Source organism: Stagnimonas aquatica, assembly GCF_003730135.1.
GTDB lineage: Bacteria > Pseudomonadota > Gammaproteobacteria > Nevskiales > Nevskiaceae > Stagnimonas > Stagnimonas aquatica.
In genome coordinates this window covers 300,379-326,421 of record NZ_RJVO01000003.1, presented here as the reverse complement: position 1 = coordinate 326,421, position 26,043 = coordinate 300,379, and the positions used below count along the sequence as shown (strand labels likewise).

24 protein-coding genes and 1 other RNA gene are annotated in these 26,043 nt (G+C 68.1%); 13 read left to right on the top strand and 12 right to left on the bottom strand.

The genetic code is table 11. The features are described from left to right. Nucleotide 1 precedes the first annotated feature (1 nt). Nucleotides 2–1,342, bottom strand: a complete 1,341-nt coding sequence (locus tag ED208_RS08740) for an MATE family efflux transporter (protein WP_123211500.1) — start codon at nt 1,340–1,342, stop codon at nt 2–4. A gap of 263 nt (nt 1,343–1,605) precedes the next feature. After that, on the bottom strand, nt 1,606–2,091 hold the full coding sequence (gene rraA / locus ED208_RS08735) for a ribonuclease E activity regulator RraA (RefSeq protein ID WP_123211499.1): 486 nt from the start codon (nt 2,089–2,091) through the stop codon (nt 1,606–1,608). A gap of 132 nt (nt 2,092–2,223) precedes the next feature. Here rraA and ED208_RS08730 point away from each other — a divergent pair, with 132 nt between their 5' ends. After that, the gene (locus tag ED208_RS08730) at nt 2,224–2,646 is read left to right on the top strand and encodes a hypothetical protein (RefSeq protein ID WP_123211498.1); all 423 of its coding nucleotides are present in this window, start codon (nt 2,224–2,226) and stop codon (nt 2,644–2,646) included. 10 nt (nt 2,647–2,656) lie between these two features. On the opposite strand, the gene ED208_RS08725 is transcribed toward ED208_RS08730, so the two are convergent. The 4 genes from ED208_RS08725 to ED208_RS08710 all read right to left on the bottom strand — a co-directional run bounded on the left by ED208_RS08725 (nt 2,657) and on the right by ED208_RS08710 (nt 7,668). Next, complete coding sequence (locus ED208_RS08725) at nt 2,657–3,157, bottom strand: disulfide bond formation protein B (protein WP_123211497.1); 501 nt, start codon at nt 3,155–3,157, stop codon at nt 2,657–2,659. A 33-nt stretch (nt 3,158–3,190) separates the two neighbouring features. Further along, nucleotides 3,191–4,723, bottom strand: a complete 1,533-nt coding sequence (locus tag ED208_RS08720; protein WP_123211496.1) for a fumarate hydratase — start codon at nt 4,721–4,723, stop codon at nt 3,191–3,193. A 99-nt stretch (nt 4,724–4,822) separates the two neighbouring features. Beyond that, nucleotides 4,823–6,148 (bottom strand): sigma 54-interacting transcriptional regulator, encoded by a 1,326-nt coding sequence (locus ED208_RS08715; protein ID WP_123211495.1) that lies wholly within the window; start codon nt 6,146–6,148, stop codon nt 4,823–4,825. Nucleotides 6,149–6,264: 116 nt separating this feature from the next. Then, nucleotides 6,265–7,668, bottom strand: a complete 1,404-nt coding sequence (locus ED208_RS08710; RefSeq protein ID WP_123211494.1) for a class II fumarate hydratase — start codon at nt 7,666–7,668, stop codon at nt 6,265–6,267. An 80-nt stretch (nt 7,669–7,748) separates the two neighbouring features. Here ED208_RS08710 and purB point away from each other — a divergent pair, with 80 nt between their 5' ends. Together purB and ED208_RS08700 are read left to right on the top strand one after the other, a co-directional pair. Further along, the gene (purB, locus tag ED208_RS08705) at nt 7,749–9,116 is read left to right on the top strand and encodes an adenylosuccinate lyase (protein WP_123211493.1); all 1,368 of its coding nucleotides are present in this window, start codon (nt 7,749–7,751) and stop codon (nt 9,114–9,116) included. After that, complete coding sequence (locus ED208_RS08700) at nt 9,113–9,592, top strand: DUF7931 domain-containing protein (RefSeq protein ID WP_123211492.1); 480 nt, start codon at nt 9,113–9,115, stop codon at nt 9,590–9,592. Before purB ends, ED208_RS08700 begins: the two co-directional genes overlap by 4 nt. 26 nt (nt 9,593–9,618) lie before the next feature. Here ED208_RS08700 and recR read toward each other — a convergent pair whose 3' ends face one another. The 3 genes from recR to dnaX are packed head-to-tail and all read right to left on the bottom strand — an operon-like array spanning nt 9,619 to nt 12,307. Beyond that, entirely contained in the window at nt 9,619–10,218 is a 600-nt protein-coding gene (gene recR, locus ED208_RS08695) for a recombination mediator RecR (protein WP_123211491.1), read from the bottom strand. A gap of 10 nt (nt 10,219–10,228) precedes the next feature. Next, nucleotides 10,229–10,552, bottom strand: coding sequence for a YbaB/EbfC family nucleoid-associated protein (locus tag ED208_RS08690; protein WP_123211490.1), 324 nt, complete (start codon nt 10,550–10,552; stop codon nt 10,229–10,231). Between the two features lie 54 nt (nt 10,553–10,606). Continuing rightward, nucleotides 10,607–12,307, bottom strand: coding sequence for a DNA polymerase III subunit gamma/tau (dnaX, locus tag ED208_RS08685; protein WP_123211489.1), 1,701 nt, complete (start codon nt 12,305–12,307; stop codon nt 10,607–10,609). A gap of 179 nt (nt 12,308–12,486) precedes the next feature. Here dnaX and ED208_RS08680 point away from each other — a divergent pair, with 179 nt between their 5' ends. From ED208_RS08680 to ED208_RS08670, 3 genes are read left to right on the top strand one after another with little or no spacing between them, the layout of a single operon-like run. Further along, nucleotides 12,487–13,407 carry a lysylphosphatidylglycerol synthase domain-containing protein gene (locus ED208_RS08680; protein ID WP_123211488.1) on the top strand — a complete coding sequence of 307 codons (921 nt, stop codon included), beginning with the start codon at nt 12,487–12,489 and terminating at the stop codon, nt 13,405–13,407. A 28-nt stretch (nt 13,408–13,435) separates the two neighbouring features. Beyond that, entirely contained in the window at nt 13,436–14,464 is a 1,029-nt protein-coding gene (locus ED208_RS08675; protein WP_123211487.1) for a glycosyltransferase family 2 protein, read from the top strand. 7 nt (nt 14,465–14,471) lie between these two features. Beyond that, complete coding sequence (locus tag ED208_RS08670; RefSeq protein WP_123211486.1) at nt 14,472–16,013, top strand: ArnT family glycosyltransferase; 1,542 nt, start codon at nt 14,472–14,474, stop codon at nt 16,011–16,013. 370 nt (nt 16,014–16,383) lie between these two features. On the opposite strand, the gene ffs is transcribed toward ED208_RS08670, so the two are convergent. Further along, nucleotides 16,384–16,480, bottom strand: an RNA gene (gene ffs, locus ED208_RS08665) — signal recognition particle sRNA small type. A gap of 173 nt (nt 16,481–16,653) precedes the next feature. Here ffs and ED208_RS08660 point away from each other — a divergent pair. After that, a complete protein-coding gene (locus tag ED208_RS08660) occupies nt 16,654–18,153 on the top strand; it encodes a flavin-containing monooxygenase (RefSeq protein ID WP_123211485.1) in 1,500 nt (499 codons plus the stop codon). A 31-nt stretch (nt 18,154–18,184) separates the two neighbouring features. After that, the gene (locus tag ED208_RS08655; protein WP_123211484.1) at nt 18,185–19,030 is read left to right on the top strand and encodes an SDR family NAD(P)-dependent oxidoreductase; all 846 of its coding nucleotides are present in this window, start codon (nt 18,185–18,187) and stop codon (nt 19,028–19,030) included. A gap of 66 nt (nt 19,031–19,096) precedes the next feature. Here the strand turns inward: ED208_RS08655 and ED208_RS08650 are convergent, their stop codons facing one another. Both ED208_RS08650 and ED208_RS08645 read right to left on the bottom strand, forming a co-directional pair. Then, a complete protein-coding gene (locus ED208_RS08650; protein ID WP_123211483.1) occupies nt 19,097–19,906 on the bottom strand; it encodes a MerR family transcriptional regulator in 810 nt (269 codons plus the stop codon). Between the two features lie 19 nt (nt 19,907–19,925). Next, the gene (locus ED208_RS08645) at nt 19,926–20,825 is read right to left on the bottom strand and encodes an alpha/beta fold hydrolase (protein ID WP_199720562.1); all 900 of its coding nucleotides are present in this window, start codon (nt 20,823–20,825) and stop codon (nt 19,926–19,928) included. Nucleotides 20,826–20,944: 119 nt separating this feature from the next. On the opposite strand from ED208_RS08645, the gene ED208_RS08640 reads away from it, so the two are divergent. The 5 genes from ED208_RS08640 to ED208_RS08620 all read left to right on the top strand — a co-directional run bounded on the left by ED208_RS08640 (nt 20,945) and on the right by ED208_RS08620 (nt 26,042). After that, on the top strand, nt 20,945–21,775 hold the full coding sequence (locus tag ED208_RS08640) for a metal-dependent hydrolase (protein WP_123211663.1): 831 nt from the start codon (nt 20,945–20,947) through the stop codon (nt 21,773–21,775). Between the two features lie 121 nt (nt 21,776–21,896). Further along, a complete protein-coding gene (locus ED208_RS08635; RefSeq protein WP_123211481.1) occupies nt 21,897–22,247 on the top strand; it encodes a hypothetical protein in 351 nt (116 codons plus the stop codon). After that, a complete protein-coding gene (locus tag ED208_RS08630) occupies nt 22,244–24,046 on the top strand; it encodes a long-chain-acyl-CoA synthetase (RefSeq protein WP_123211480.1) in 1,803 nt (600 codons plus the stop codon). The genes ED208_RS08635 and ED208_RS08630 overlap by 4 nt, the downstream gene beginning before the upstream one ends. 117 nt (nt 24,047–24,163) lie before the next feature. Continuing rightward, on the top strand, nt 24,164–24,673 hold the full coding sequence (locus ED208_RS08625; protein WP_123211479.1) for an SRPBCC family protein: 510 nt from the start codon (nt 24,164–24,166) through the stop codon (nt 24,671–24,673). 70 nt (nt 24,674–24,743) lie between these two features. Then, nucleotides 24,744–26,042: an acyl-CoA dehydrogenase family protein gene (locus ED208_RS08620; protein WP_123211662.1), complete on the top strand. Its 1,299-nt coding sequence runs from the start codon at nt 24,744–24,746 to the stop codon at nt 26,040–26,042. The last annotated feature ends 1 nt before the right edge of the window (nt 26,043 follow it).

Genomic DNA, 26,043 nt, shown 5'->3' with positions numbered 1-26,043 from the left:
CTCAGCCAGCACCGGGAGCCGTCAGCTTGCGGCGGAACTCCCGGCGCAGCAGCGCCAGACTGAGGACCATCTGCAGCCCCACCGAGATCGCCGAAGCGATCCAGACCTGGTGCAGCTGAAAGCCCTCCCGCCCGGCCAGCCAGAGCACCGGCAGCACGAAGCTCAGCAGTCGCGAAGCCGAGGCCAGCAGCGAGGGCAAGGTATTGCCCAGGCCCTGGAACACGCCGGCCGCGACCATGATCAGGCCGGAGGCCACGTAGTTCCAGGAGATATAGCGCAGGTAGTCGGCACCAACCGTCACCACGGTGGGTTCGCTGGAGAACCAGCCCATCATGAGCGCCGGCGCCAGCTGGCAGACCAGGGTGAACAGCAGCATGAAGCCGATGTTGAGCTTGGCGCTCTCGGTGAAGCTCTGTCGCACCCGCTGGTGATGGCCGGCACCGTAGTTCTGCCCGGCCACCGCCGCCACCGCAAAGCTGAGCGCCACCGCCGGCATGAAGCCGGCCTGCATGATCCGCATGCCAATGCCGAAGCCTGCCTGCGCCTCGGCGCCGAACGGCCGTATCACCCAATAGATCAGCCCCAGGATCAGCGACATGATCAGGAACTCGGCCCCGGAAGGCAGGCCGATGGACAACATGCGCCGCCACAACGCCCAATCCGGCCGCCATTGCGCCCAGTCGATCCGCAGATAGGTGCTGGCGCGCCCGAGATACCAGACCAGGCCGAGCACCGCTGACAGGGTGGCGAGGAAGGTGGCGAGCGCGGCACCGGCCACGCCCAGCGCGGGAGCGCCCAGCCAGCCAAAGATCAGGAACGGCGCCAGCAGCATGTTGAGCAGCACCGAGCCAACCTGGGCGATCAGCCCCGGTTTCATGGCGCCGATGCCGCGCAGGGCCGAGCCCAGGCCGGTCATCAGGAACAATAGGCTCTGCGCCGGGATGAACCAGGCGAGGAACTGGCTCGCCAACCCGGCCGTTATCGCGTCGCCCGCCAGGCGAGCGGCGTAGTAGTCCTTGCCGGCATAGCCGATCAGCAGGAACAACAGCGCGGCGGCGATGGATTGCGCCTGCGCCTGATTGAACAGGTACTGCACCTGCCGCTCGTTCTTGGCACCGAAAGCCTGTGACACCAGCGCCACCACGCCGACGCCCAGGGTTTGCGAGACCGCCAGCACCACGAACATCAGGTTGCTGGCGACGCTGACGGCGGCGATCGCCTCCTTGCCCAGGCGACTCACCCACCAGATGTCCACCAGGGCGTAGAGGGTCTGGGTGAGCATGCCGACCAGCATGAAGCTCATCATCCGCAGGACGTGGTTGCGGATGGGGCCGGTGGTCATGTCTTGCACGGAGTGTCTGTTCTTTTGAGGTGGAAGTCGTGGAGTGTACTGGGCGGGTGTTTAAGTTTTCGTCTGCTTGCTGGGCTGTGGTTCGCGCGTTCGCGCTCTGCTTTGTGTGTGCTGTTTGCTGTCTTTTTTTCGCCTATTGGCGACTCAGCAGAGCGCGAACGCGCGAACCACAACAAAACAGCGTGACCGACCCACACTGCCCAAAACAAAAGGCCCGCCGAAGCGGGCCTTGAAGGGCCATGCCGAATCCCAGCCTACTTCTTGTGAATTGCAGAATCCGAAACCACGATTCCATCCAGGTCGGCATACAGCCAGGCCCCAGGCTTAAAGGTCACCCCGGCGAAGGTCACCACCTTGTCCACATGCCCGGAGTGCAAGCCCTTCTCACTCTTGCGCGGATGGGTGCCCAGGGCCTTGAGGCCGAAGTCCTGCTCGGCGATCTCGGCGGCGTCGCGGATGTAGCCGAACACCACGATACCGGCCCACTTGTTCTTGACCGCCAATTCGCCCAGCAGGCCACCCACCAGCGCGCAACGGGTGGAGCCGCCGCCATCCACCACCAGCACGCGCCCCTCGCCGGGTGTCTCCAGGGTGGAACGCACCAGGGCGTTGTCCTCGAACACCTTCAGGGTCTTGATCGGACCGTGAAACGCTAGGCGGCCGCCGTAGTCGGCGAACAGCGGCTCGGCGACCTGGGCTTCAGGATGGGCGTCGGAGAGATCAGTGGTGGCGGTGCTCATGGCGGGCGGACGGTCGAAGAAGTACGGGTCGCAAGGGTATCGCTTCACCGCCGCCCTGAGAATCGCTGCCGGCAACTTCATCGTCCCCGGAAGGGTCTCAACCCCAGTGCTGACCCCAACCGGAGACCGACGATGACCACCACTCACACCGCCGCCCTGCTGGCTCTGAGCCTGAGTATCGGACTCGGCGCCTGCAGCACCACCGCCTCGCGCATCGGTGAACAGCAGGGGCAGTTCGACAGCTACCCGGCCGAGGTGCGCGAGAAAATTCGCGCCGGCGAGATCGCCATAGGCTTCACGCCGGAGCAGGTGCGTATGGCCCTGGGCGAACCCAGCCGCGTCTACAGCCGGCAGACCGCTGAGGGCGAGGCGGAGGTCTGGTCCTACCAGGACCGCGGCCCCGCGCTCAGCTTCGGCCTGGGCGGATTCAGCGGCGGCGGCACCAGCGTCGGCGCCGGTGTTGGCATCGGCACCGGCGGCGAGGCCCTGGAAAAGCTACGGGTCCAGTTCGAAGCCGGCCGGGTGAGCTCGATAGAGACCGCCGGCAAGAATTAGCGCGGCGCGATCAACGCCGGGCCAGCAGGGGCGTCAGCAGCGCCCAGGCGATCAGCGCGAAGAACACCATCAGGGTCCAGAACGGCAGGCTCTGGCCGAGGAAGGTCCAGTCGATCTTGGCGCAGTTGCCGTCGCCCTTGAGGATGGTGGTGACCACCTCCTGCAGCGGCATCATGTCCATCAGATAGCTCAGCGTCGGGCCGCAGGCGGGGCGCTGGTCTTCCGGCAGGCCCTGCAACCACACATGCCGCCAGGCGATGCCGGCGCCGATCAGGCTGGCCAGCGTCGCCAGGCCGCTGTAGACCCAGCGCCCCCAGGCCTTGGGGCCGTGCAGCGCGGCGATCAGGAATACCAGCCCGGCCGCCAGCATGGCGACGCGCTGGAAGATGCACATCGGGCAAGGTTCCAGCCCCAGGAACTTCTGGAAGAAGAAGATCGCCATCAACAGGCCGCTGGCGCAGCCGGCGAAGCCGAGGAAACTGAGACCGCGATAGCTGAGCAAGGCCTTCATGGCGTCCCGATCAAAAGTCTGGTGGAGGAAGGATCAGGCCGAGACCACGGGGATGCCCGCGAGCTTGCCCTGCCAGAGCTTGGGCCCGGTCTCGTGCACGGAAGTTCCCTGCGCATCGACCGCCACGGTCACCGGCATGTCCACCACCTCGAACTCGTAGATGGCTTCCATGCCGATGTCCTCGAAGCCCAGCACCTTGGCCGACTTGATGGCCTTCGACACCAGGTAGGCGGCGCCGCCCACCGCCATCAGGTAGGCGCTCTTGTGCTTCTTGATCGCCTCGATGGCCACCGGGCCGCGCTCGGCCTTGCCGATCATCGCGATCAGGCCGGTCTTGGCCAGCATCATCTCGGTGAACTTGTCCATGCGCGTCGCCGTGGTCGGGCCGGCCGGGCCCACCGCCTCGTCGCGCACCGGATCGACCGGGCCGACGTAGTAGATGACGCGGTTGGTGAAGTCCACCGGCAGCTTCTCGCCCTTGGCAAGCATGTCCTGGATGCGCTTATGGGCGGCATCACGGCCGGTGAGCATCTTGCCGTTGAGCAGCAGGGTCTGGCCCGGCTTCCAGCTCGCCACTTCTTCCGGCGTCAGGGTATCGAGATTGACCCGGGTGGAGGTCTTGGTATCGGCCGCCCAGGTCACCTGCGGCCAGTCTTCCAGCTTCGGCGCTTCCAGCTTCGCCGGCCCGGAGCCGTCCAGCTCGAAGTGCACATGGCGGGTGGCGGCGCAGTTGGGGATCATCGCCACCGGCAGGCTGGCGGCGTGGGTCGGGTAGTCGATGATCTTCACGTCCAGCACGGTCGTCAGGCCGCCCAGGCCCTGGGCGCCGATGCCCAGCGCGTTGACCTTCTCCAGCAGCTCCAGGCGCAGTTCCTCGACCTTGGTGAGAGTTTCACCGCGCGCCTTCTTGGCCTTGACCAGATGGATGTCCACCGGCGCCATGATCGCCTCCTTGGCCATCACCGCCGCCTTCTCCGGCGTGCCGCCGATGCCGATGCCGAGAATGCCGGGCGGGCACCAGCCGGCGCCCATGGTCGGCACGGTCTTCAGCACCCAATCGACGATGGAGTCGCTGGGGTTGAGGCAGACCAGCTTGGACTTGTTCTCGCTGCCGCCGCCCTTGGCGGCGCAGGTTACCTCGACGTGATCGCCGGGGACGATCTCGTAGTGGATCACCGCCGGGGTGTTGTCCTTGGTGTTGCTGCGCTTACCGGCCGGGTCGGCCAGCACCGAAGCGCGCAGCTTGTTCTCGGGATTGAGGTAGGCGCGGCGCACGCCCTCGTTGACCATCTCCTGCACACTCAAGGTCGCGTCCCAGCGCACATTCATGCCGACCTTGAGGAACACCACGCAGATGCCGGTGTCCTGGCAGATCGGGCGCTTGCCCTCGGCGCACATCCGGGAATTGGTCAGGATCTGCGCAATCGCGTCCTTGGCCGCCGGTGACTCTTCCTTCTCGTAGGCCTCGCCCAGCGCCTGGATGTAGTCCAGCGGGTGGTAGTAGCTGATGTACTGGAAGGCGTCGGCAATCGACTGGATGAAGTCGTCCTGGCGGATGGTGCTCATGGCTGGGCGTCTGGCGGGTGGTTTTCGGCAGGCGCGCATCCTACCGAAATGCCACCGACTTGGCCGGCTCCGGAATGGCAGCCGGCCGCCACAGCCCTGTCAGTTGGAGGCGTAGACCGCGTGACTATGGTGGTCCGCCGGCTCCCAGAGCGCGATGCCGTTGCGGACATCGTCCAGCTCCAGCAGGCCGCGCGAGTCCTCGCGCATGGCGGAATCGACGAAGGCCGCTTCCAGCACGCGGGTCAGGGCGCGGACATTGCCATGCCAGCGGCAGTCGCGGATCGCCTGCCAGGCGGGTTCCGACAAGCCCTCCGGCGCCCGCCAACTGGTGCAGCGCGAACCCAGCTTGGCGAGATTGGCGGCGACCACGGCGATCATGTCTTCCTCGCGCCGGTGCAGTTCCGGCACCGAGATGGTGGCCGCACCCAGGCGGGTGAATTCGTCGATGTTCACCGAGTTGCGCAAATGCTCCCAACTGCGGTTGGTGGCGAACAGCAGGGCGCAGTCCAGCGACTGCTTGGCGGAGGCGCCGAACGGCAGGTACTGGCCGTTGTCCAGGGCTTCCATCAGGGTTTCCATCACCGCGCCGGTGACGCCGTGCGCCTCGTCCAGGAAGCAGACGCCGTCGCGGGCATGCGAGAAGGCGCCAGTGCGGCCGCCAGCGCCGGGGAAGGCCCCGGAGACGTGGCCGCAGAGCAGGGACTTGATCGCCGCCTTGTCGCCGGTGTTTTCCGCCGCCAGGTTCACCGACACGAAGCGACCCTTGTTGCGCACCAGGAAGTAGTAGAAGGCCAGCGAGGTCTTGCCGCTGCCGGGGCCGCCGAGCAGATAGGCGCGGCTGACGCCGTTCTTGGCGAAGGCACGGATGCGCGCCACCACCGCGTGCAGCTCCGGGCTGAAGATGTAGAAGCTCTTGTAGCCGGGGTTGTCGATCTCGGTGGAGGTCGGCATGCGGATCAGATTGTCTTCCACCACCGGGCTCAGCCGCCGTGGCAGTTGCGCCAGGGCATCGGAGACATCGCGCGCCACCATCAGATGCACGCCGGCCAGGCGACCGGCGGAACTGCGCCGCTCCAGCCAGCGGCCAAGAGCGCCGAACTGGCGGCCGTTGATGACGATCACCAGGCTGTTGTGGCGGCCGCCGGAACGCGCCGCCAGCACCTTGTCGGCGATGCCGTCGAGCTGTTCGGGATCGAGGAACAGGCTGACCACGAATTCGGAGGAGGCGGGGATCAGCGGCGTGCCCTCGCGCTGCGGCTCTGGCGGCGCGGCCAGTTCGTAGCGGGTGCCCGGCGGCAGCAGCGACTCCAGTCCCGGCGCCAGATGCGGATCGTGACGGCCAGCCTCGGCGGCATAGACGGTCAGATAGGCCGGCGGCAGCGCAACGGCGACGGGTTCGGGCTTGCGAGCGGAGCTGCGGAACATGGAGTGCCTCCTGGCGTGTTCTTCTGCGGCAAGCCTAGTCGCAAACCCGCTCTCGGCGCAGGCCTGCCGATGGAATCATCTGCCATCCCGACCAAAGGTCATCCGCCCCTCGCCGCTCAGCCCCCAGCGCCGCTGGAACCGCCCTTGATGCCGCCCTCGGTCAGCGCCGCCGGATCCAGCAGACGGCGCAGTGTGCGCTCCGGCAGGCCGGTTTCCTCCAGCGCCACCTCCAGCACCGGCCGCCGCTCGGCGTAGGCGCGCTTGGCGATGGCGGCGCCGCGCTCGTAGCCGATCCGCTCGTTGAGCGCGGTGATCAGGATGGGGTTCTTCGCCAAGGCCTCGTCGATGTGCGCCTGGTTGACCACGAAGCCGGCGATGGCGCGGTCGGCCAGCAGGCGGCTGACATTGGCGAGCAGCTCCAGCGACTGCAAGAGGTTGTGCGCCACCAGCGGCAGCATGACGTTGAGCTGGAAGTTGCCGGACTGGGCGGCGATGGTGATCGCCGCGTCGTTGCCGATCACCTGGGCGGCGACCATGCAGGTCGCCTCCGGTATCACCGGATTGACCTTGCCCGGCATGATCGAACTGCCCGGTTGCAGGGTCGGCAGGGCGATCTCGCCCAGGCCGGCCAGCGGGCCGGAATTCATCCAGCGCAGATCGTTGGCGATCTTCATCAGCGAGACGGCAATCACCTTCAACTGACCGGACAGCTCGGCGGCGGCATCCACCGTCGCCAGGCTCTCGAAAGCGTTCGGGCTGGGCACGAACTTGAGGCCGGTGCGCCTGGCCAGCAGCCGCGCGAAGCTGCGCGCGAAGCGCGGATGGGCGTTGATGCCGGTGCCGACTGCGGTGCCACCCTGGGCCAGGGCCAGCAGTCGCGGCATCGCCGAGTCCAGCCGCGCGACGCCGTTCTTCACTTGCTGTGCCCAGCCGGACAGCTCCTGATCGAAGCCCAACGGCATCGCGTCCATCAGATGCGTGCGCCCGGTCTTCACCTGCCCGCGCAGGCCGCGCGCCCTGGCCTCGATGACCTTGTGCAGATGCGCCAGCGCCGGCTTCAACTGCTCCTGCACCAGCAGGGCCGCCGACACATGCACTGCGGTAGGGATCACATCGTTGGAGGACTGGCCGTAATTGACGTGGTCATTGGGATGCACCGCCAGGCCGGCGGCCCGGCTGGCGAGCCGCGCGATCACCTCGTTGGCGTTCATGTTGCTGGAGGTGCCGGAGCCGGTCTGGAACACATCCACCGGAAACTGCTCGTCGTGGGCACCTTCGGCCACCTCGCTGGCGGCGGCGGCAATCGCCTCGGCGCGGGCGGTGTCGAGCAGACCGAGCCCGGCGTTGGCCTCGGCGGCCGTCGCCTTGATCAAGCCCAGCGCGCGGATGAATGCACGCGGCAGGCGCAGGCCGGAAACCGGGAAGTTCTCCACCGCCCGCTGGGTCTGGGCGCCCCACAGCGCCTGCGCCGGCACCTGCATCGGGCCCAGGCTGTCCCGCTCGATTCTGAACTTGCTCATGGCAATCGCACCTCGTCGCGTAAAATGCGCGTCTTTCGCAGCTACCGCCGCAGCCCGGCGGCCCGACCCAAGCCCGTCCGATGAACCTGACCTCGCTCTCCGCCATCTCCCCCATCGACGGCCGCTACGCCGAAAAGACCGTCGCCCTGCGCGAATTCTTCTCCGAGTACGGGCTGATGCGCTACCGCGTGATCGCCGAGATCCGCTGGTTGCAGGCCCTGAGCCGGCACTCGGGCATTCCGGAGGTGCCGCCGCTGTCGGAGGCCGCCCACGCCCGGCTGGAAGCGATCATCAGCAATTTCAACGTCGATGAAGCCCAGTGGATCAAGGTCAAGGAGCAGACCACCAACCACGACGTGAAGGCGGTCGAGTACTACCTGAAGGACAAGGCCCAGGGCCATCCGGAACTGGCGGCAGTCACCGAGTTCATCCACTTCGCCTGCACCAGCGAGGACATGAACAACCTCGCCCACGCCCTGATGCTGCGGGATGCCCGCGAAAAGGTGCTGCTGCCGGCCATCGACAAGACCCTGGCGGCGATCTCCTCGCTGTCGCAGCAGTACGCCGAGCAACCGATGCTCAGCCGCACCCACGGCCAGCCGGCCTCGCCGACCACGCTGGGCAAGGAGATGGCGGTGTTCGTGGCGCGCCTCCGGCGCCAGCGCGCGCAACTCGCCGCCGTGCCCTGCCTGGGCAAGATCAACGGCGCGGTCGGCAACTGGAACGCCCACATCGCCAGCTATCCGGAAGTCGACTGGCCGGCGATGGCCGGCGACTTCATCGCCAGCCTGGGCCTGGAGATGAGCCCGGCCACCACCCAGATCGAGCCGCACGACTACATCGCCGAGTACTTCCACGCACTGTCGCGGCTCAACACCATCCTGGTGGATTTCGCGCGCGACATCTGGAGCTACATCTCGGTCGGCTACTTCAAGCAGCGCGCGGTGGCGGGCGAGGTCGGCAGCTCGACCATGCCGCACAAGGTCAATCCCATCGACTTCGAGAACGCCGAGGGCAATCTCGGCATCGCCAACGCGCTGTTGCAGCACCTGGCCGAGAAGCTGCCGATCTCGCGCTGGCAGCGCGACCTCACCGACTCCACCGTGCTGCGCAATCTCGGCGTCGGCGCGGCGCACTCGCTGATCGCCTACCAGGCGCTGCAGAAGGGCATCTCCAAACTCGAGGGCGATGCCTGGAAACTGGGCAAGGACCTGGACGACAACTGGGAAGTGTTGGGCGAGGCGATCCAGACCGTGATGCGCCGCTACGGCCTGCCCGAGCCCTACGAGCAGCTCAAGCGCCTGACCCGTGGCCAGAAGATCGGCCGCGAGGCGATCCGCGAGTTCGTCAAGGGTCTGGAGCTGCCGGAAGAGGCCAAGGAGCGGCTACTGGCGATGACGCCGGCGAGCTACATCGGCAACGCCGCCAGCCAGGCGCGCAAGCCGTGAGCGAGGCGGTCGCGGTCGAAGGCCTGGAAGGCTTTGCCGCCACCGCCCTGGCCGCCGTCGGCGGCGCCCGGCGCGAAGTGCTGCTGCTGAGCCTGGAACTCGACCCGCGCCTCTACGGCAGTGCCGAGTTGGTCGAGGCGGTGCAGCGTTTCGCGCTGTCCAGCGAGCGCGCCGAGCTGCGGCTGCTGCTCAACCGCACCGAACTGGCCCGGCGCGGCCACCCGCTGATCGCCCTCGCCCGCCGCCTGCCCAGCCGCATCCAGATCCGCCAGCTCAGCCCGGAACGCCGCCGCGACCGTCTCGATGAGCTGCTGATCGTCGACGGTCGCCACCTCTTGCAGCGCAAGGATGCCCGCGAGCTGCTGTCGCGCTGGCAGACCGAGGCGCCGGCCGTCGCCAAGCGTGAGCGCGAGGACTACATCCAGCTCTGGGAAGAATCCGAACCCGCCGCCGACCTGCGCGAACTGTCGATCTAGGCGGGCTGGCGCGGCGCCGGGCGCAGCTACAGCAATTGCCGGCCCGCGAAAGCGTGGCTGAGCGTGCCGCCATCGACGTATTCCAGCTCGCCGCCCATGGGCACGCCGTGGGCGATGCGCGTCACCTTGACGTTGCGGGCGCGTGCCAGTTCGGCGATGTAGTGGGCGGTGGCCTCGCCTTCGACGGTCGGGTTGGTGGCGATGATCAGCTCCTGCACCGTGCCGTCGGCCAGTTGCTCGGCAAGTAGATCCAGACCGAGCGCCTCGGGGCCGATGCCGTCCAGGGGCGAGAGCCGGCCACCGAGCACGAAGTAGCGGCCACGATAGGGCGTGCTGTTTTCGATGGCGATCAGATCGGCCGGGTTTTCCACCACGCAGAGCTGGCCGGCCTTGGCGCGCGAGGCACTACAGAAGCCGCAGTGCGCCGGTTCGCAGAACATCCGCGTGCGCGGGCAGCGCTCGATGCCGCTCAGCGCCTCACCGAGCGCGCGCGCCAAGTACTCCGCGCCCTCGCGGTCGCGCTGCAAGAGATGCAGCGCCATGCGCTGCGCCGACTTCGGACCGACGCCCGGCAGGCGACGCAATGCCTCGATCAGCCGGCCGAGGCGCGGCGAATAAGCGGTCATGCGGGTCCGATCAGAAGCCGAGGTTCATGCCTGGGGGGATGGGCATGCCGGCGGTGACCGCCGACATCTTCGCCTGGGTCGCCGCTTCCAGCTTCTGGGCGGCGTCGTTGATGGCGGCGGCGATCAGGTCTTCGAGAAATTCCTTGTCCTCGGTCAGGGCGTCGGCATTGATCTCGACCTTCTTCGCCTGGTGCTTGCCGGTGAGCGTGACCTTGACCATGCCGGCCCCGGCTTCGCCGGTGATCTCCAGCCGGGCGATCTCGTCCTGCGCGCGCTTGACGTTGTCCTGCATTTTCTGGGCTTGCGCCAGAATCTGGGCCATGGGGCCTTTCATCGGATTCTCCTGGGAGTGGGGCCGGCGTCTGAACCGGCGGGGATAACTGAAAACCTAGAGGGGGCGGATGCTGCCCTGGCGCAGCAGGGCGCCGAATTGCTCGCGGAAGGCGCGTATCGCCGGGTCTTGCTCGATGCTGGCCTCGGCCGCCTTCTGACGGGCATCGACCTGGGCCAGGGCCTGCGCCACCGGGGTATCGAGACTGCCGATGCCGAGGTCGATGGCGAGCTGGAGGCTCTGCCCCAGTTGCTCGGACAGCGCCTTCTGCAAGCTCAGGCGCCGCTCCTCGGTGAGCAGATGCTTCACCTTGGAGTCCAGCGTCAGCCGCAGCACCTCGCCTTCGTGGGCGGTCCAGGCGCAGTTGAGCGCCAACTGCTTGACCATCGCGTCCAGGCGCAGGGCGGCGATGCGCATGCTCCAACTGGCATCGGCGGCCAGCGGCTCCGCCGCCACGGCGGGCGGCTCCGCGACCGGTGCGGAAGCGGCAGGCAGGCTGGGCTTGGGCGGGGCCGACACCACCGGCTCTGGCGCGCGGGTCTGGGGCGCGGGCTGCGCCTGGCTGGCGACCGGGGCGCGCGGCGCGGCGGCGGCGGGAGCGCCAGCAATGCGAGCCCCCGCGCCAGCGGCGGTGGCGGACTCGGCCCGGCGCGGACCCTGACCATCCGGCCCCGGCGTTTCCGGCCGGAACGCCAGCATACGCAGCAGCGTCATCTCGAAGCCGATGCGCGGGTCCGGCGCCCAGCCGAGATCGCGGCGGCCGAGCACTGCGATCTGGTAATGCAGTTGCAGGTCTTCCGGCGCGAACCGGCTCTTCAGCTCGATCAGCGCCGGGTCGTCGTCCTCGCTCTGCGCCTTGGGCAGCAGTTGCAATACCGCCAGCCGCTGCAACTGCGCGGCCAGCTCGCTGAGCAGGGCGGCGTAGTCCGGGGCCTGCTCTTCCAGGCGCTGGATGCCGCTCAGCAGGGCCTCGCGGTCGTCGCCGGCAATCGCCGCCAGCAGCTCGAACAGGCTGCGCCGGCCGCTGGTGCCGAGCATCGCCTCCACCGGCTCGCGTTGCAGGGTGCCGCCGCCGGCGAAGGCGATGGCCTGGTCGGTGAGCGAGAGCGCGTCACGCATGGAGCCATCGGCGGAGCGTGCCAGCTCGGCCAGGGCGCCGGGCTCGAAGCCCTGACCCTCCTCGGTCAGCACCTTGGCGATCTGCTCGCGGATCAGCGATTGCGGCAGGCGCTTGAGGTTGAATTGCAGGCAGCGCGACAGCACCGTCACCAGGAGTTTCTGTGGGTCGGTGGTGGCGAGGATGAACTTCACATGCTTGGGCGGCTCTTCCAGCGTCTTCAACAGAGCGTTGAAGGCGGCCTTGCTGAGCATGTGGACTTCGTCGATCAGATAGACCTTGTAGCGGCCGCGCGCCGGCGCGTACTGGGCGTTCTCGATCACCTGACGCACGTCATCGACGCCGGTGTTGGAAGCGGCGTCGATCTCCAGCAGATCGACGAAGCGGCCCTGATCGACCTCCTTGCAACTGCCGCACAGCCCGCAGGGCTGGCTGGTGACGCCGGTCTCGCAGTTGAGGCCCTTGGCGATGATGCGCGCCAGCGTGGTCTTGCCGACGCCACGGGTGCCGGTGAGCAGGATCGCCGGGTGCAGGCGGTCGTGGTCCAGGGCGTGACTCAGCGCCTTGACGACATGCGCCTGGCCCATCACGTCTTCGAAGCGGCGGGGACGGTATTTGCGGGCGAGGGCTAGGTAGCTCATGGCGACGCGAGCAGCGTGGAGGGGCCCCACGCGGCGCGTGGGGATCGTAGCGTGGCGAGCCGTCGCCGGCATGAGACCACGCACAATGGCAACAAAGGGGAAGCAAAGCGTCTCATGCCCACAGTTTATAGCGGGAGGCGGGGCTAAGATGCGCGCTCGCCTGCCGCCGCCCCGTACTTTTGAAACGCTCCCTGCTCTATCTCGCGCAACTCGCGGTGCTGCTGCTGTTCGCCTGGGCCATCGAGCACTGGTGGGGCTTCGCCCGGCTGCTCGCGCCCTGGTCGGCGGTGCCGCTGGCGCTGGTGCTGCTGGTGGTGCTGGCGCAGCTCGCCAGCTATTCGCTGCGCGCGCTGCGGGTCTACCTCGCCGAGCCGGCGATCCCGCGCGGACGCTGGCTGGACTGCCTGCGGCTGATCCTGCTCAACAACGCGCTGAACCTGATCCTGCCGGCGCGCACCGGCGAGGCCAGCTTCCCGCTGCTGCTGCAACGCTGGTTCGGCGTCGATCTGGCGCACGGCGCCGGCACCCTGCTGTGGCTGCGACTGCTCGATCTCAATGTGCTGGCCAGCCTCGCCGCCGCGACCCTGGGGCCGCGCTTGTGGGCGGCGCCCGGCACCGGCGGCTGGTACGCGACGGCGCTGCTGATCGCCGGCCTGCCGCTGCTGGCACCGGCGGTGCAGCGCGGTATGGCGCGGCTGCTGGCCGGCCGCGAGAACGGCGGCGCCCGCTTGCTGCGCCGGCTGCTGGGCGGCGTGCCGCAGCGCAGCGCCCAGGTCGGCCTGGACCTGCTGCTGAGCTGGAGCGCCTGGAGCATCAAGCTGGCGGCACTGGCAGCGGTGTTCGCGCTGCTCGCCAGCCTGCCCGCCGCGCAGGCGCTGCTGGGGGCCATCGGTGGCGATCTCTCTACGGTATTGCCGATCCACACCCCCGGCGGCTTCGGCACCTACGAGGCCGGCGTGATCGCCCTGGTCTCGCCCTTCGCAGCGCCGAGTCCGGCCTTGCTGGCGGCGGCGGTGAACCTGCATCTGCTGGTGCTGGGTGTGGCGCTCGCCGCCGGCGCCCTGGCCTGGCTGGGCAGCCGCGACCCTGTGAGACAATAGGCCGTCCCCTACTGCCTTACTGACCGCAATGACCGCACCGCGCCTGTCCGTCGTGATCCCGATGTACAAGGAACAGGACAACGTCGCCCCGATGCTGAAAGGCGTCCACGACGGCCTGGCCAGCTACCCCGGCGAATGGGAACTGATCGTCGTCGACGACGGCTCCAGCGACCAGACCGGCCCGCGCCTGATGAAGGCGGCCGCCGAATACGGCCCGCATGTCCGGGTCATCCGCTTCGCGCGCAATCACGGCCAGACCGCCGCCATGCAGGCCGGCATCGACGCCGCCCGTGGCGAGATCATCGCCACCCTCGACGGCGATCTGCAGAACGACCCGGGCGACATCCCGATGATGGTGGAGGAGCTGCTGGCCCGCGATCTCGACCTCCTGGCCGGCAAGCGCGCCAACCGCCAGGACGCCCTGGTCAGCCGCAAGCTGCCCAGCAAGATCGCCAACCGGCTGATCGCCAAGGTCACCGGCGTCAACCTCACCGACTACGGCTGCTCGCTGAAGATCTACCGCGCCGAAGTGATCAAGAAGGTGCGCCTGTACGGCGAGATGCACCGCTTCATCCCGGTCTGGGCGGCGATGGTCACCTCGCCCAACCGCATTGACGAAGTGCCGGTGCGCCACTACGCGCGCCAGTTCGGCGCCAGCAAGTACGGCATCTCGCGCACCTTCCGGGTCATCCTCGACCTCTTGACGGTGTTCTTCTTCATGCGCTTCCAGGCGCGGCCCGGCCACTTCTTCGGAGTCATCGGCCTGAGCTTCGGTCTGGTCGGCAGCCTGCTGATGAGCTGGCTGTTGTTCGTGAAGTTCGCGCTGGGCGAGAACATCGGCGGCCGACCGCTGCTGCTGGTGTCGATCCTGCTGCTGGTGTTCTCGATCCAGTTCATCACCACCGGCGTGGTGGCGGAAATGCTGTCCCGCATCTTCTACCAGAACGAACCCCGGGTGGCCTTCCTGCGCGAAACCGGCGAGCCGCAGCCGGCCAGCTGGCACACGCCTTCGGCAGCCCCCGTGCTCCCCACCGCCCCCGACAGCCAACTGGCCTGAGGTCGCGATGTCGCGCCAGCACTGGCTGCTGTTCGCCCTCGCCCTGTTCTGCGGCTACTGGCTGAACAGTTGGGCGGTGCCCTTGTTCGACCTCGACGAGGGCGCCTTCAGCGAGGCCACCCGCGAGATGTTCGCGCGCGGCAACTTCCTGATGACCTATCTCGACGGCGAGCCACGCTACGACAAGCCGATCCTGATCTACTGGCTGCAGGCCGCCAGCGTCGCCCTGCTCGGCTGGAGCGAGTTCGCCCTGCGCCTGCCGTCGATGATCGCCGCCAGCCTCTGGGCCTGGGCGGTCTACCGCTTCACCCGCGAGGTCGGCGGCGGCTCGCACGAGAAAGGCCTGTTCGCCGCCGGCAGCCTGGCGCTGTCGCTGATCCCGGGGCTGATCGGCCATGCCGCCACCGCCGATGCGCTGCTCAACCTGCTGCTGGCGCTGTCGCTGCTCGACCTCTGGCGCTGGATCGAGCATCCCCGGCGGCTGGTGCTGCTGCGGGTCTATCTATGGATCGGCCTGGGGCTGCTGACCAAGGGACCGGTCGCGGTGGCCCTGCCGGTAATGGTGATGCTGCCGTTCGCGGCCCTGTACGGCCGCTGGCGCGAGGGCCTGAAGGCCGCCTTCTTCGTGCCCGGCTGGCTGCTGGCGCTGGCGGTGTTCCTGCCCTGGGCGGTGTTGCTGACGCTGCGCGACGGCGGCGAGTTCTTCCGCCACTTCCTGCTGGACCACAACGTCAGCCGCTACTCCGACACCATGGAGAGCCACGGCGGCCATCTCTGGTACTACGCCGCCTTCCTGCCGCTGATCGTGCTGCCGTTCAGCGCCTGGCTAGTGCCGGCCCTGGCCAGCGCCAAGCGCTGGAAGAGCGAGCCGCTCACCGGCTATCTGCTGGTCTGGTTCGGCGGCGTGTTCCTGCTGTTCTCCACCTCCGCCACCCAGTTGCCGCACTATCTGCTGTACGGCTGCACGCCGCTGTTCGTGCTGTTCGGCCTGCACCACGAAGCGATCACCCGGCGCTGGCTGGCCCTGCTGCCGGCGGCCATCTTCCTAGTGCTGCTGCTGGCCCTGCCCAGCCTGCTGCCGCTGTTCCCGCCGCCCGAGCACCGGCTCTACGAGCGCGGCCTGGTGGCACTGATCCAAGCCACGGTAACGCCCGGCTACTACCTGGCCTGCGGCGGCGCGCTGCTGCTCCTGCTGGTCACCGCCTTCCGCCCGGGCCTGCCGGCCTGGCAGGCGACCCTGCGCGCCGGCCTGGCGGTCGCCATCGCTGCCTGGGGCGGCGTGCTGCCCCTGCTCGCCAACGGCCAGCAGTGGCCGGTGAAGCTGGCCGGACTCAAGGCCAAGGAACTCGGCCTGCCCGCCGTCGCCTACCGCATCCACATGCCCAGCTTCAGCGTCTACCGCGAAGCCGAGACCCCGCACCGCACCCCGGTCAGCGGCGAACTGGCCTTCACCCGCGTCGACCGCCTGGAAGACCTGCAAACCGAAGTCGCCCGCCCGCTGGTGGTCGAATACCAGGCCGGCGGCATCGTTCTGGTGCGGGTGGAATAGCGACGACGCTCGCAATCGTGCTTGTCCGGTGGGATAGCACCGACGCCCCCACCTCGATCCTCCCCCGCAAGCGGGGGAGGAAGCAAAACGCCCAGCCACGCGCAAGTCGATGCAGAAACCTTTTCGGCCCGAGTCGGCGTAGAGAGCACTGCGGAGCGCGGAGCGCGGCGGGCAGAAACGCCAAGCCTCTGAATTGGCGTAACGAGCATTTGGGGGCCCGCACTTCACGATTAGGCAGGCCTTTCGGCCCGAGTCGGCGTGGCGAGCATTGCGAGATGCGTGCTGGAACGCGCGGAGCGGCCTAGTGGCCGTGAGCACGATCCGGCGCGCAGATCGCAAGCGCAGTAGCCGAATCGGGCTGAAAGAGGGATTCGCGCCGACTTGCCCCGGCACCCGGTGGCACCGCTGCCGTTGCTCCCTTCCGGGCCTGGCGGGGTTCACGGCTCACCGTCGCGGGGGGCCGGCGCGAATCGACGCTATTGTCGCACGAAGACGCCCGATCTGACCGACTTGGCCGCACCGACAGGCCCAGGTTCGCCGCAGCCAGTACCGCAGCGCAACATTATGGTATCGTGCCATCACTCACTGTAATCGTCGCCATCAAAGAGCGGCGCTGCACGAGCAACCACCCGGAGACCCCATGGCATTCGACGCACACCTCCCGGACGACGGCGCGCCGCTGTCCACCCTGATCATCGGCACCGGCTTTGCCGGCCTCGGCATGGCGATCCGCCTCAAGCAGGAGGGGCGCAGCGACTTTCTGGTCCTGGAGCGCGCGCAGAGCGTCGGCGGCACCTGGCGCGACAACACCTACCCCGGCTGCGCCTGCGACGTGCAGTCGCACCTCTACTCCTTCTCCTTCGAGCCCAATCCGGCCTGGTCGCGGATGTTCGCGCCGCAGCCGGAGATCAAGCGCTATCTCGAACACTGCGCCGACAAGTACGGCCTGGCGCCGCACCTGCGCTTCGGCGCCGACGTGACCGAGGCGCGTTACGACGAGGCCGCGCAGCTCTGGCAGGTCAAGACCCGTGACGGCCGCCGCTTCCAGGCACGCGCTCTGGTCGCCGGCCTGGGTGGACTCTCCACCCCCGCCTACCCCGAGCTCAAGGGCATCACCAAATTCAAGGGCAAGGCCTTCCACTCCGCCGAGTGGGACCATGACTACGACTTCCAGGGCAAGCGCGTCGCGGTGATCGGCACCGGCGCCTCGGCGATCCAGTTCGTGCCGCAGTTGCAGAAGCGCGCCGGGCATCTCGATCTCTACCAGCGCACCCCGCCCTGGATCATGCCCAAGCCGGACCGCCGCATCAGCGCCCTGGAGCAGCGGCTGTTCAAGCGCCTGCCGCAGGCCCAGCAGGCGATCCGCGAAGCGATCTACTGGTCGCTGGAAGGCCGGGTGCTCGGCTTCGTGCTCAATCCGCAGGTGATGAAGCTGCCGGAGCTGCTGGCCCGCCGGCACATCCGCAAGCAGATCAGGAACCCCGAACTGCGCGCGAAGGTCACTCCGGACTTCGCCTTCGGTTGCAAGCGGGTGCTGATCTCGGACGACTACTACCCGGCGCTGGCGCAGGCCAATGTCGAGGTCGTCAGCACCGGCATCCGCGAGGTCAAGGCCCACAGCATCGTCACCAGCGACGGCGTCGAGCGGCCGGTGGATTGCATCGTCTACGGTACCGGCTTCAAGGCCCAGGACCCGCTGCCGCGCGGCGCCATCTTCGGTCGCGACGGGCTGGACCTGCTGGATGCCTGGAAGGACGGTCCCGAGGCCTATCTCGGCACCACCATCCACGGCTTCCCCAACCTGTTCATGCTGGTCGGCCCCAACACCGGCCTGGGCCACAGCTCGATGGTCTACATGATCGAGTCGCAGATCGCCTACGTGCTCGACGCCTTGAACACCATCCAGCGCCAGCAACTACGCGAGGTGGAGGTGAAGGCCGCCGTGCAGACGCGTTACAACCAGGGCCTGCAGAAGCAACTGGGCAAGGCGATCTGGGCTAGCGGCTGCAAGAGCTGGTACGTGAACGCCAACGGCAAGAACACCACCCTCTGGCCCGGTTTCACCTTCCGCTTCCGTCAGGCCACCAGGCACTTCAAACTGGGCGACTACCGCGTGAGCCGCGCGACCGAAACCGCCTGATTGCAAACCACCTAGAAATCCAGAGGAGTCCATGAAGTCTTTCCAGAACAAGGTCGCCGCCATCACCGGCGCCGGCTCCGGCATCGGCCGCGCGCTGGCGATCAATCTTGCGGGTCAGGGCTGCGCGCTGGCGCTGTCCGACGTCAACAGCGCCGGCCTCGCCGAAACCGCCAAGGCCTGCGAGGCCAAGGGCGTGAAGGTCACCCAGACCAAGGTGGATGTCGCCAACCGCGACGCCATCTACGCCTGGGCCGAGGCCAGCGCCAAGGCGCATGGCCAGATCAACCTGGTGTTCAACAACGCTGGCGTCGCCCTGGGCGCGGCGGTGGACGGCATGAAGTTCGAGGACTTCCGCTGGATCATGGACATCAACTTCTGGGGCGTGGTGCACGGCAGCCAGGCCTTCCTGCCCTATCTGAAAGCCTCCGGCGACGGCCACATCATCAATATCTCCAGCATCTTCGGCATCATCGGCGTGCCCAGCCAGTCGGCCTACAACGCCAGCAAGTTCGCGGTGCGCGGCTTTACCGAAGCGCTGCGCATTGAGCTGGACATGGCCAAGAGCCCGGTCTCCACCACCTGCGTGCACCCGGGCGGCATCAAGACCAATATCGCCCGGGCGGCGCGCTTCGACGACAACATGAAGGCGCTGATCGGCCAGGAAGCCGAACAGGGCAAGGCGCGGTTCGAGAAGATGTTCATCACCACGCCGGAGACGGCGGCGGAAACCATCCTGAAGGGCGTGCGCCGCAATTCCCGGCGGGTGCTGATCGGGCCGGACGCGGTGGCGGTGGACCTCATGCAGCGGCTGCTGCCGACCGGCTACCAGAAGCTGGTCGGCCTCGGCACCAAGCTGCAGATGAGCAAGGGGAAGTAGCGGCCCGAGCAGGGCAAACGCCCCCACCCCGCCCCTCCCCCGCAAGCGGGGGAGGGAGTCAGCGGATCAGCTGCTGCGCGGCTGGTTGGACATCTGTTCCAGCACCGTCGCCAGGCGGTCGCCCAGATGCTTGTTGGCGGCAATCTCCATCGCCCGCGCCACTTCCGCGTGCACCGCCATCTCCACCAGCGGGCGCAGGCGCCAGATGATCTCGCCGAGCTTGGGCACGTCTTCCTTGGGCGGCAGGCCGCTGCCGTACTTGTCGAAGATGTAGTGCTCGACCAGGCGCACCATCTCGTCCGCCGCGCGCTCGACATTGGCGCGCAGGCCGGCCACCACGTCCAGCATCTCGTCCAGCGGAATGCCGACACTGACCAGCTCGGCGCCGGCTTGCAGCGTGCGTGGCGAAGGCGCGACGAAACGTGCTCCCTGCTGCTTGATGATGCCCAGCTCGTTGGCCTTGACGATCCAGGACAGCTCGAAGCGCCCACCGAACAGCTTCACCAGATCAATCAGTGAGTAGGTCGCCGGCGTCTCGTCGGTCCAGGGGCTGGACACCGCCGACTCCAGGCCGATCAGCCCGGCGATGTCCTGGCCGCGTTCCCAGGCTTCGATCAGCTCACCGATGCTGGCCAGGGTGTAACCCCGCTGCAGCAGGTGGCCGATGATGCGCAGCCGCGACAGATGCGCCTCGCTGTAGACGCCAGTGCGGCCGCGCCGCTCCGGCGGTGGGATCAAGCCGCGATCCTGGTAGGCGCGGACATTGCGCACCGTGGTCTTGGCGGCGCGGGCGAGATCCTCGATGGAGTACTCGACGGGCTTGCGCAGCTCCTCGGCGTCCCCGGCGGCTTTGCTTTTCTTATTCAGCGGCTTCATGCCGGCATGATAGCGGCCTCTAGGCAGGACGCCGAGCCTCCTGCGCAAGGACGAACTCGCGCACCAGGCCGGCCAGCCTGTCCGGCTGCGCCAGCGGCTGCCAGTGGCCGCCGCTCAGCTCCCGGGTCTGCAACTGCGGCAGGCGCGAGGCGCGCTGCCGCAACAAGGCGCGCAGAAACGCCGGCGCGACATAGGGATCGCCGGTGGCGATCAGCAACTGCACCGGCAGATTCACGGTGCGCGGCTGCGGGCGCCGCAGACGGGCAGGAAAGTTGGCGCGGTACATGCGGATGCCGGCGATGCCATCGGCGGTCTGGGTTGCCGAGGCCAGCGCGCGCACCTGCTCCTGGCGACTGAGCAGGCGGTGCCAGACCCGGCCCAGACCGGCGCGCCAGACCAGCGGCGCCAAGCCCGGCAACTGGAACATGCCGATGTACCAGGAATGCAGCATCTGCCGCAGCAGCGGACCCGCCTCCTCACGACCTCGGCCCCGACGCAAGTCCTGCAGCCATTCCCCGACGTGGTCGATGCAGGGACCGGAGATCGAGGTGAAGCTGGCGAAGTAGCGCGGCGCGCTGTCCACCCCCACCGCCTCCCAGCTCTGGATCGAGCCCCAGTCGTGCGCGACCAGATGCACCGGCCGCTCGGGCGAGACCGCCGCGATCACCGCTCGCAGATCGTCGGCGAGCAGCTCCAGCCGGTAGTCGCCGACCCGGGCTGGGCGGTCCGAGCGGCCGGCGCCGCGCACGTCGTAGCTGATCACATGGAATTCGCTGGCCAGCCGCTCGGCCACCGCCTCCCAGACCTCCTGCTGGTCTGGATAGCCGTGCAACAGCAGCACTGGCGGCCGGCCTTTCAGGCCGCGTTCCCGGACCGCCAGCCGGACCGTGCCGGAGACCACCCAGGAGTCGCGGGGCAATTCCGAGTCCAATCCTTCGGTTACAGAGCTTGATGGCATTGTTTGGTTGATCTGCGGCATTTGTTGTGACATCGTTTGATGTAACAGTACCACCGACACCCAAGGAGTCAATCATGTCCGTGCTTCCCATCCGCCGCGATCTGCGCTTCACGCTACCGGCCGAGCGCATCGGTGACTGGCACGGCCGCGGCCCGCTGGTGACCCAGTTCGTCAACACCTTGTCGGTGTTCTTTCCCGTCGGCGAGCGCTTCTTCATCCAGTCGGTCCGCCACTACCGCGAGCAGATCCGCGACCCTGAACTTCAGAAGGCCGTTACCGCCTTCATCGGCCAGGAGGCCATGCACGGCCGCGAGCACGAGGACTACAACGACCTGATGCAGGCCGCCGGCATGCCCGCCGCTGAACTCGAAGACCAGGTGCGCCGGCTGCTGGAGCGGATCAAGGCGGTGGCCCCGCCCTCCACCCAGTTGGCGATCACCATCGCCCTGGAGCACTACACCGCCCTGCTCGCCGATTGGGTGCTGTCGGTGGACTCGGTCACCCGCGATGGCGAGCCCAACTACATCTCCCTGTGGCGCTGGCACTCGCTGGAAGAGACCGAGCACAAGGCGGTCGCCTATGACGTCTGGCAGACGGTGATGAAGGGCAAGCCGCGCGCCTATGCCGAACGGGCGGCGGTGCAGCTGGTCGCCACCTCGCTGTTCATGCTGCTGGTGGCCATCTACACCGTGCGCATGAGCCGCGCCAATCCGAAGGCCCGCGGACTCGCCCAGTGGCGCGAACTGGCCAGCTTCCTGATCGGCCGCGACGGCTTCCTGCGCCGCTCGTTCCGGCCCTGGCTCGACTACTTCAAGCCCGGCTTCCACCCCTGGCAGCACGACAACCGCCATTTCCTCGCCGAAATCGACGGCTTCGTCCGCGAACACGACCGGCTTGCCGCCGCTGCCTGAGTGCTGTTGGTCGACCCCGCCGCCCCCGCTAGCCCCGGGGGCGGCTTTGTGTTGGCAGCGAGCCGCCACAGCGGGCAGACTGCCGTTCCAATAATCCCAATAAATATCTGGAGGAGAGTGCATGCGCGACCATGTTGGCGCCCCCATCAACGCCAAGCTGGCCGAGAAGGCCCTGTCGGTGGCCGACCGCATCCGCAGCGGCGCCATCAAGCCGCAGCAGGCCGATGAGGTGGTCAAGGTGGTCTGCGAGATGACCGAGGCGGCGATGACCCACTTCTTCGTCAAGCCGGTGAAGGACTTCGGCGGCGGCATCACCATGCGCGGCCTGGCCGAGATGGGCGTCAGCGGCAGTGTCCGCGCGGTGCATTTCGGGCTGGGCAAGATTCTGCACAAGCTCGACCAGCGACAGTGGGTGATGGTCGCCGACTTCCTCGACCAGTCGCTGGTGGAAGTCAACGGCCGCCCGCAGTGAGCAGCGACAACCGCGTCCGGCTAATCGACATCGCGCGCGGCGCGCTCGCCAGCCTCGGTGACACGCTGACCGTCAACCGAGGCCTGCTGCGACTGGCCCTGGCCAACCCGGAGAAGCCCGGCTCCATCGGCCTGCTGCTGCAGGAGCAGGCCGAGCGCTATCCCGAGCACCTGGCGCTGCGCTTCGAAGAGCGCGCCTGGACCTATGCCGGCTTCAATGCCTGGGTCAACCGCATCGCCCAGGCGCTCAAGGCGCAGGGTCTGAAGCCCGGCGAGGCGGCGGCGATCCTGATGGACAACCGCCCGGAAACCCTGGCCTGCGTGGCTGCGGTGGTGAAGCTGGGCGCCATCGCCGGCATGCTGAATCCGCAGCAGCGCGGCGAGGTGCTGGCACACAGCCTCAAGCTCACCCAGGCCAAGCTGCTGATCGTCGGGGAGGAATGCCAGGAGGCGATTCTCAGCACCGGCCTGAAGCCCGGCAACGACGGCGGCCGACCCTGGCTCTGGGACGGCGACAGCGAGGCGCCGGCACCCTGGCTGAACCTGCGCGCACTGAGCCGGAATGCCGACGACAGCAATCCGCCAGAAACCGCTGCGGTGCTGCAAAAGCAGACTGCCTTCTACATCTTCACCTCCGGCACCACCGGCCTGCCCAAGGCCAGCCGGATGACCCACTACCGCTGGCTGCGCGGTGCCGCCGGCCTGGGCCAGATGGCCCTGCGCCTGAAGCCGGACGACGTCTTCTACTGCTGCCTGCCGCTCTACCACAACAACGCGCTGACGGTGAGCTGGGGTTCGGTGCTGCTCAGTGGTTCCTGCCTGGTGCTGGCGCGCCGTTTCAGCGCCTCGCGCTTCTGGGATGACATCCGCCGCTACGACATCACCGCCTTCTGCTACATCGGCGAACTGCTGCGCTACCTGCTGCTGCGTCCGGAAACCGCCAGCGACCGCGAGCACCGGGTGCGGCTGATCGTCGGCAACGGCCTGCGTGCCGAACTCTGGGATGCCTTCGTGGCGCGTTTCAACATCCACCAGATCAGCGAGTTCTACGGCGCCAGCGAATCCAACGCCGCCTTCATCAACGGCTTCGGTCTGGCCAAGACCGCCGGCTTCTGCCCCCTGCCCTTCGCCATCGTCGAGTTCGATGGCGAAACCGAAACGCCGGTACGCGACCGCGCGGGCCGCATGCGGCGGGTCGCGCGCGATGGCGTCGGCCTGCTGATCACCGAGGTCGGCAACAAGACCCCGTTCGACGGCTACACCGACCGCAAGGCCAGCGAGGCCAAGCTGTTGCGCGATGTGTTCAAGCCCGGCGACTGCTGGGTCAACAGCGGCGACCTGGTGCGCGACCAGGGCTGGCGCCACATCCAGTTCGTCGACCGTGTCGGCGACACCTTCCGCTGGAAGGGCGAGAACGTCGCCACCACCGAGGTCGAGGCCGCCTTCGAGGGCTTTCCGGGCATCGAGGAGACCGTGGTCTACGGCGTGCAGCTGCCGAATGCCGACGGCCGCGCCGGCATGGCGGCGCTGACCGGCCTCGGCGAGATCAACGGCGCGGCACTGGCCAGACATCTGCAATCGCGGCTGCCGGCCTATGCGGTACCGCTGTTCCTGCGCCTGCGCAGTGCTCAGGAGACCACCAGCACCTTCAAGTTCCGCAAGGTCGACCTGAAGCGTGAGGGCTGCGATCCGGCGCTGATCCAGGAGCCGCTCTACGTGCTGGCCGACACCGCGCTCGGCTACCAGCCGCTCACCGCCAGCCTCTACCAGCGCATCCTCGACGGCCAGCTGCGCTTCTGAGCAAGCGACTACCCGGCGTTGACCGCCGCGCCCATGGCGGCGGTCCTCGGGCCATACACCCGGCCCGGAGGCTCTGCGAGGCTGCGCAGCACCCTGGCAACCATCTACAAGTCCCGCATGAAGGTCCAACTCTCGATCGAGCGCAGCCTACCGGTCCCGGTCAGCGCCAATGAAGTCCTGGCGTTGTTCGACGACCTGGAAACCACCATCGGCCGCTTCCCCAAGCTGAAGAAGCTGAGCCACCTCGGCGGCAAGCGCTACCGCTGGGACATGGACGTGATCGGCTCGCGCATCGCCAACATCGCCCACAACGTCAGCTACGGCGCCGAGTATCACATCAACCCCCAGGCCGGCGAACTTCGGTGGACCGCCCTGCCGGATGTCGGCAACGCCCGCATCGAAGGTGCCTTCCGGGTGCGCGAGGCTGCCGGCGGAGCAACGCTGAGCTTCCAGGTGCGCGGCGAATTGCACGACGTACCGGTGCCCCTGGTCTATCGCCTGGTGGCGCCGGCTTTCATCCAGGGCAAGTTCACCGCACTGGTGGACCGCTTCCTGGAGCAGACCCGCACCGCCTTGCAGGAAGCGCCGGCCACCAAGAAGCCCAGCCGCAAGAAAGCCGCCGGTTGAGCGGCGACGCCGGGCGTCTCGCACCCGGCATGATCTGGAGGAGAACCCGATGAGCGTCCCCGAGAAGACCATGGGCCTCGGGCTCAAGGTGCTGAACCGCTTCGCCGGCCTGTCCCTGGTCGACAAGCTCAAGCTGCGCAAACCGTCCGAGCAGTTGCTGTTTCAGGCTACCCGCGCCGGCTTTGTCGGCATCGGCGCCGCTGCCCGCAGCTTCGCGGCGGTGAACAAGCTGGTGCGACCGGCACGGCTGGCGCCCGGCCGCGAACGCGAGCTGTTCGACCTCAACCCCAGCGAGGAGCAGCAGATGCTACGCGAGGCAGTGGCTGCCTTCGCCGACGCCGAGCTGCGCGCCGCCGCCCAGGCTGCTGACAGCGCCTGCCTCGCGCCCAAGCCACTGCTCGAAGCCGCTGGCGAGCTGGGCATCGGCCTGATCGGCCTGCCCGAGGAGGTCGGCGGCGCAGGCAGCGAGCGCTCGGTGGTCAGCAATGTGCTGGTCGCCGAGGCACTCGCGCACGGCGACCTGGGCCTGGCAGTGGCGATCCTCGCCCCGGGCGCGGTCGCCAATGCCCTGGGGCTCTGGGGCGACGAGGCCCAGCAGGCCAAGTATCTGCCGGCCTTCGCCGCCGCCAGCGCGCCCGCCGCTGCGCTGGCGGTGCAGGAGCCGCGCGCGCTGTTCAACCCCTTTCTTCTCAAGACCACTGCCCGCCGCGAGCGCGACGGCAGCTATCTGCTGGAAGGCCTGAAATCGCTGGTGCCGCGCGCCGCCGATGGCGAGCTGTTTCTGGTCGCCGCGCAGCTTGAGGACCACGGCCCGGCGTTGTTTCTGGTTGAGGGTTCGACACGCGGCTTGAGCGTGCGCGCCGAACCAGCGATGGGCCTGCGCGCCGCCGCCACCGCGCAGCTGCAATTGCACCGGGTGCGGGTCGGCGCCGATGCCTTGCTGGCTGGTGGTGATGCCGCCGTCTACCGCGACTGCATCCAGCTCTCCCGGCTGGCCTGGAGCGCGCTGGCGCTCGGCTGCGGGCAGGCGGTGCTCGATTACCTGATCCCTTACGTGAACGGCCGCGTCGCCTTTGGCGAGCCGATCAGCCACCGCCAGGCGGTGGCGTTCAGCGTCGCCGACACCGCTGTCGAACTGGAAGGCTTGCGGCTGACCACGCTACGCGCCGCCTCGCGCGCCGAACGCGGGCTCGACTTCGCCCGCGAGACCGCCCTCGCCCGCCGTCTCGTCGCGGAACAAGGCGCGCGCATCGCCAGCGACGGCGTGCAGCTCCTGGGCGGGCATGGCTTTACCAAGGAGTACCCGGTGGAGCGCTGGTACCGCGACCTGCGCGCGGCCGGCTTCATGGAAGGCGCTTTGCTCGTCTAGG

What these genes read in the sequence shown, in the direction of transcription:
- ED208_RS08740 (WP_123211500.1), bottom strand. Translation starts at nt 1,342, where the DNA reads ATGACCACCGGCCCCATCCGCAACCACGTCCTGCGGATGATGAGCTTC.
- rraA (WP_123211499.1), bottom strand. Translation starts at nt 2,091, where the DNA reads ATGAGCACCGCCACCACTGATCTCTCCGACGCCCATCCTGAAGCCCAG.
- ED208_RS08730 (WP_123211498.1), top strand. Translation starts at nt 2,224, where the DNA reads ATGACCACCACTCACACCGCCGCCCTGCTGGCTCTGAGCCTGAGTATC.
- ED208_RS08725 (WP_123211497.1), bottom strand. Translation starts at nt 3,157, where the DNA reads ATGAAGGCCTTGCTCAGCTATCGCGGTCTCAGTTTCCTCGGCTTCGCC.
- ED208_RS08720 (WP_123211496.1), bottom strand. Translation starts at nt 4,723, where the DNA reads ATGAGCACCATCCGCCAGGACGACTTCATCCAGTCGATTGCCGACGCC.
- ED208_RS08715 (WP_123211495.1), bottom strand. Translation starts at nt 6,148, where the DNA reads ATGTTCCGCAGCTCCGCTCGCAAGCCCGAACCCGTCGCCGTTGCGCTG.
- ED208_RS08710 (WP_123211494.1), bottom strand. Translation starts at nt 7,668, where the DNA reads ATGAGCAAGTTCAGAATCGAGCGGGACAGCCTGGGCCCGATGCAGGTG.
- purB (WP_123211493.1), top strand. Translation starts at nt 7,749, where the DNA reads ATGAACCTGACCTCGCTCTCCGCCATCTCCCCCATCGACGGCCGCTAC.
- recR (WP_123211491.1), bottom strand. Translation starts at nt 10,218, where the DNA reads ATGACCGCTTATTCGCCGCGCCTCGGCCGGCTGATCGAGGCATTGCGT.
- ED208_RS08690 (WP_123211490.1), bottom strand. Translation starts at nt 10,552, where the DNA reads ATGAAAGGCCCCATGGCCCAGATTCTGGCGCAAGCCCAGAAAATGCAG.
- dnaX (WP_123211489.1), bottom strand. Translation starts at nt 12,307, where the DNA reads ATGAGCTACCTAGCCCTCGCCCGCAAATACCGTCCCCGCCGCTTCGAA.
- ED208_RS08675 (WP_123211487.1), top strand. Translation starts at nt 13,436, where the DNA reads ATGACCGCACCGCGCCTGTCCGTCGTGATCCCGATGTACAAGGAACAG.
- ED208_RS08670 (WP_123211486.1), top strand. Translation starts at nt 14,472, where the DNA reads ATGTCGCGCCAGCACTGGCTGCTGTTCGCCCTCGCCCTGTTCTGCGGC.
- ED208_RS08660 (WP_123211485.1), top strand. Translation starts at nt 16,654, where the DNA reads ATGGCATTCGACGCACACCTCCCGGACGACGGCGCGCCGCTGTCCACC.
- ED208_RS08655 (WP_123211484.1), top strand. Translation starts at nt 18,185, where the DNA reads ATGAAGTCTTTCCAGAACAAGGTCGCCGCCATCACCGGCGCCGGCTCC.
- ED208_RS08650 (WP_123211483.1), bottom strand. Translation starts at nt 19,906, where the DNA reads ATGAAGCCGCTGAATAAGAAAAGCAAAGCCGCCGGGGACGCCGAGGAG.
- ED208_RS08635 (WP_123211481.1), top strand. Translation starts at nt 21,897, where the DNA reads ATGCGCGACCATGTTGGCGCCCCCATCAACGCCAAGCTGGCCGAGAAG.
- ED208_RS08625 (WP_123211479.1), top strand. Translation starts at nt 24,164, where the DNA reads ATGAAGGTCCAACTCTCGATCGAGCGCAGCCTACCGGTCCCGGTCAGC.
- ED208_RS08620 (WP_123211662.1), top strand. Translation starts at nt 24,744, where the DNA reads ATGGGCCTCGGGCTCAAGGTGCTGAACCGCTTCGCCGGCCTGTCCCTG.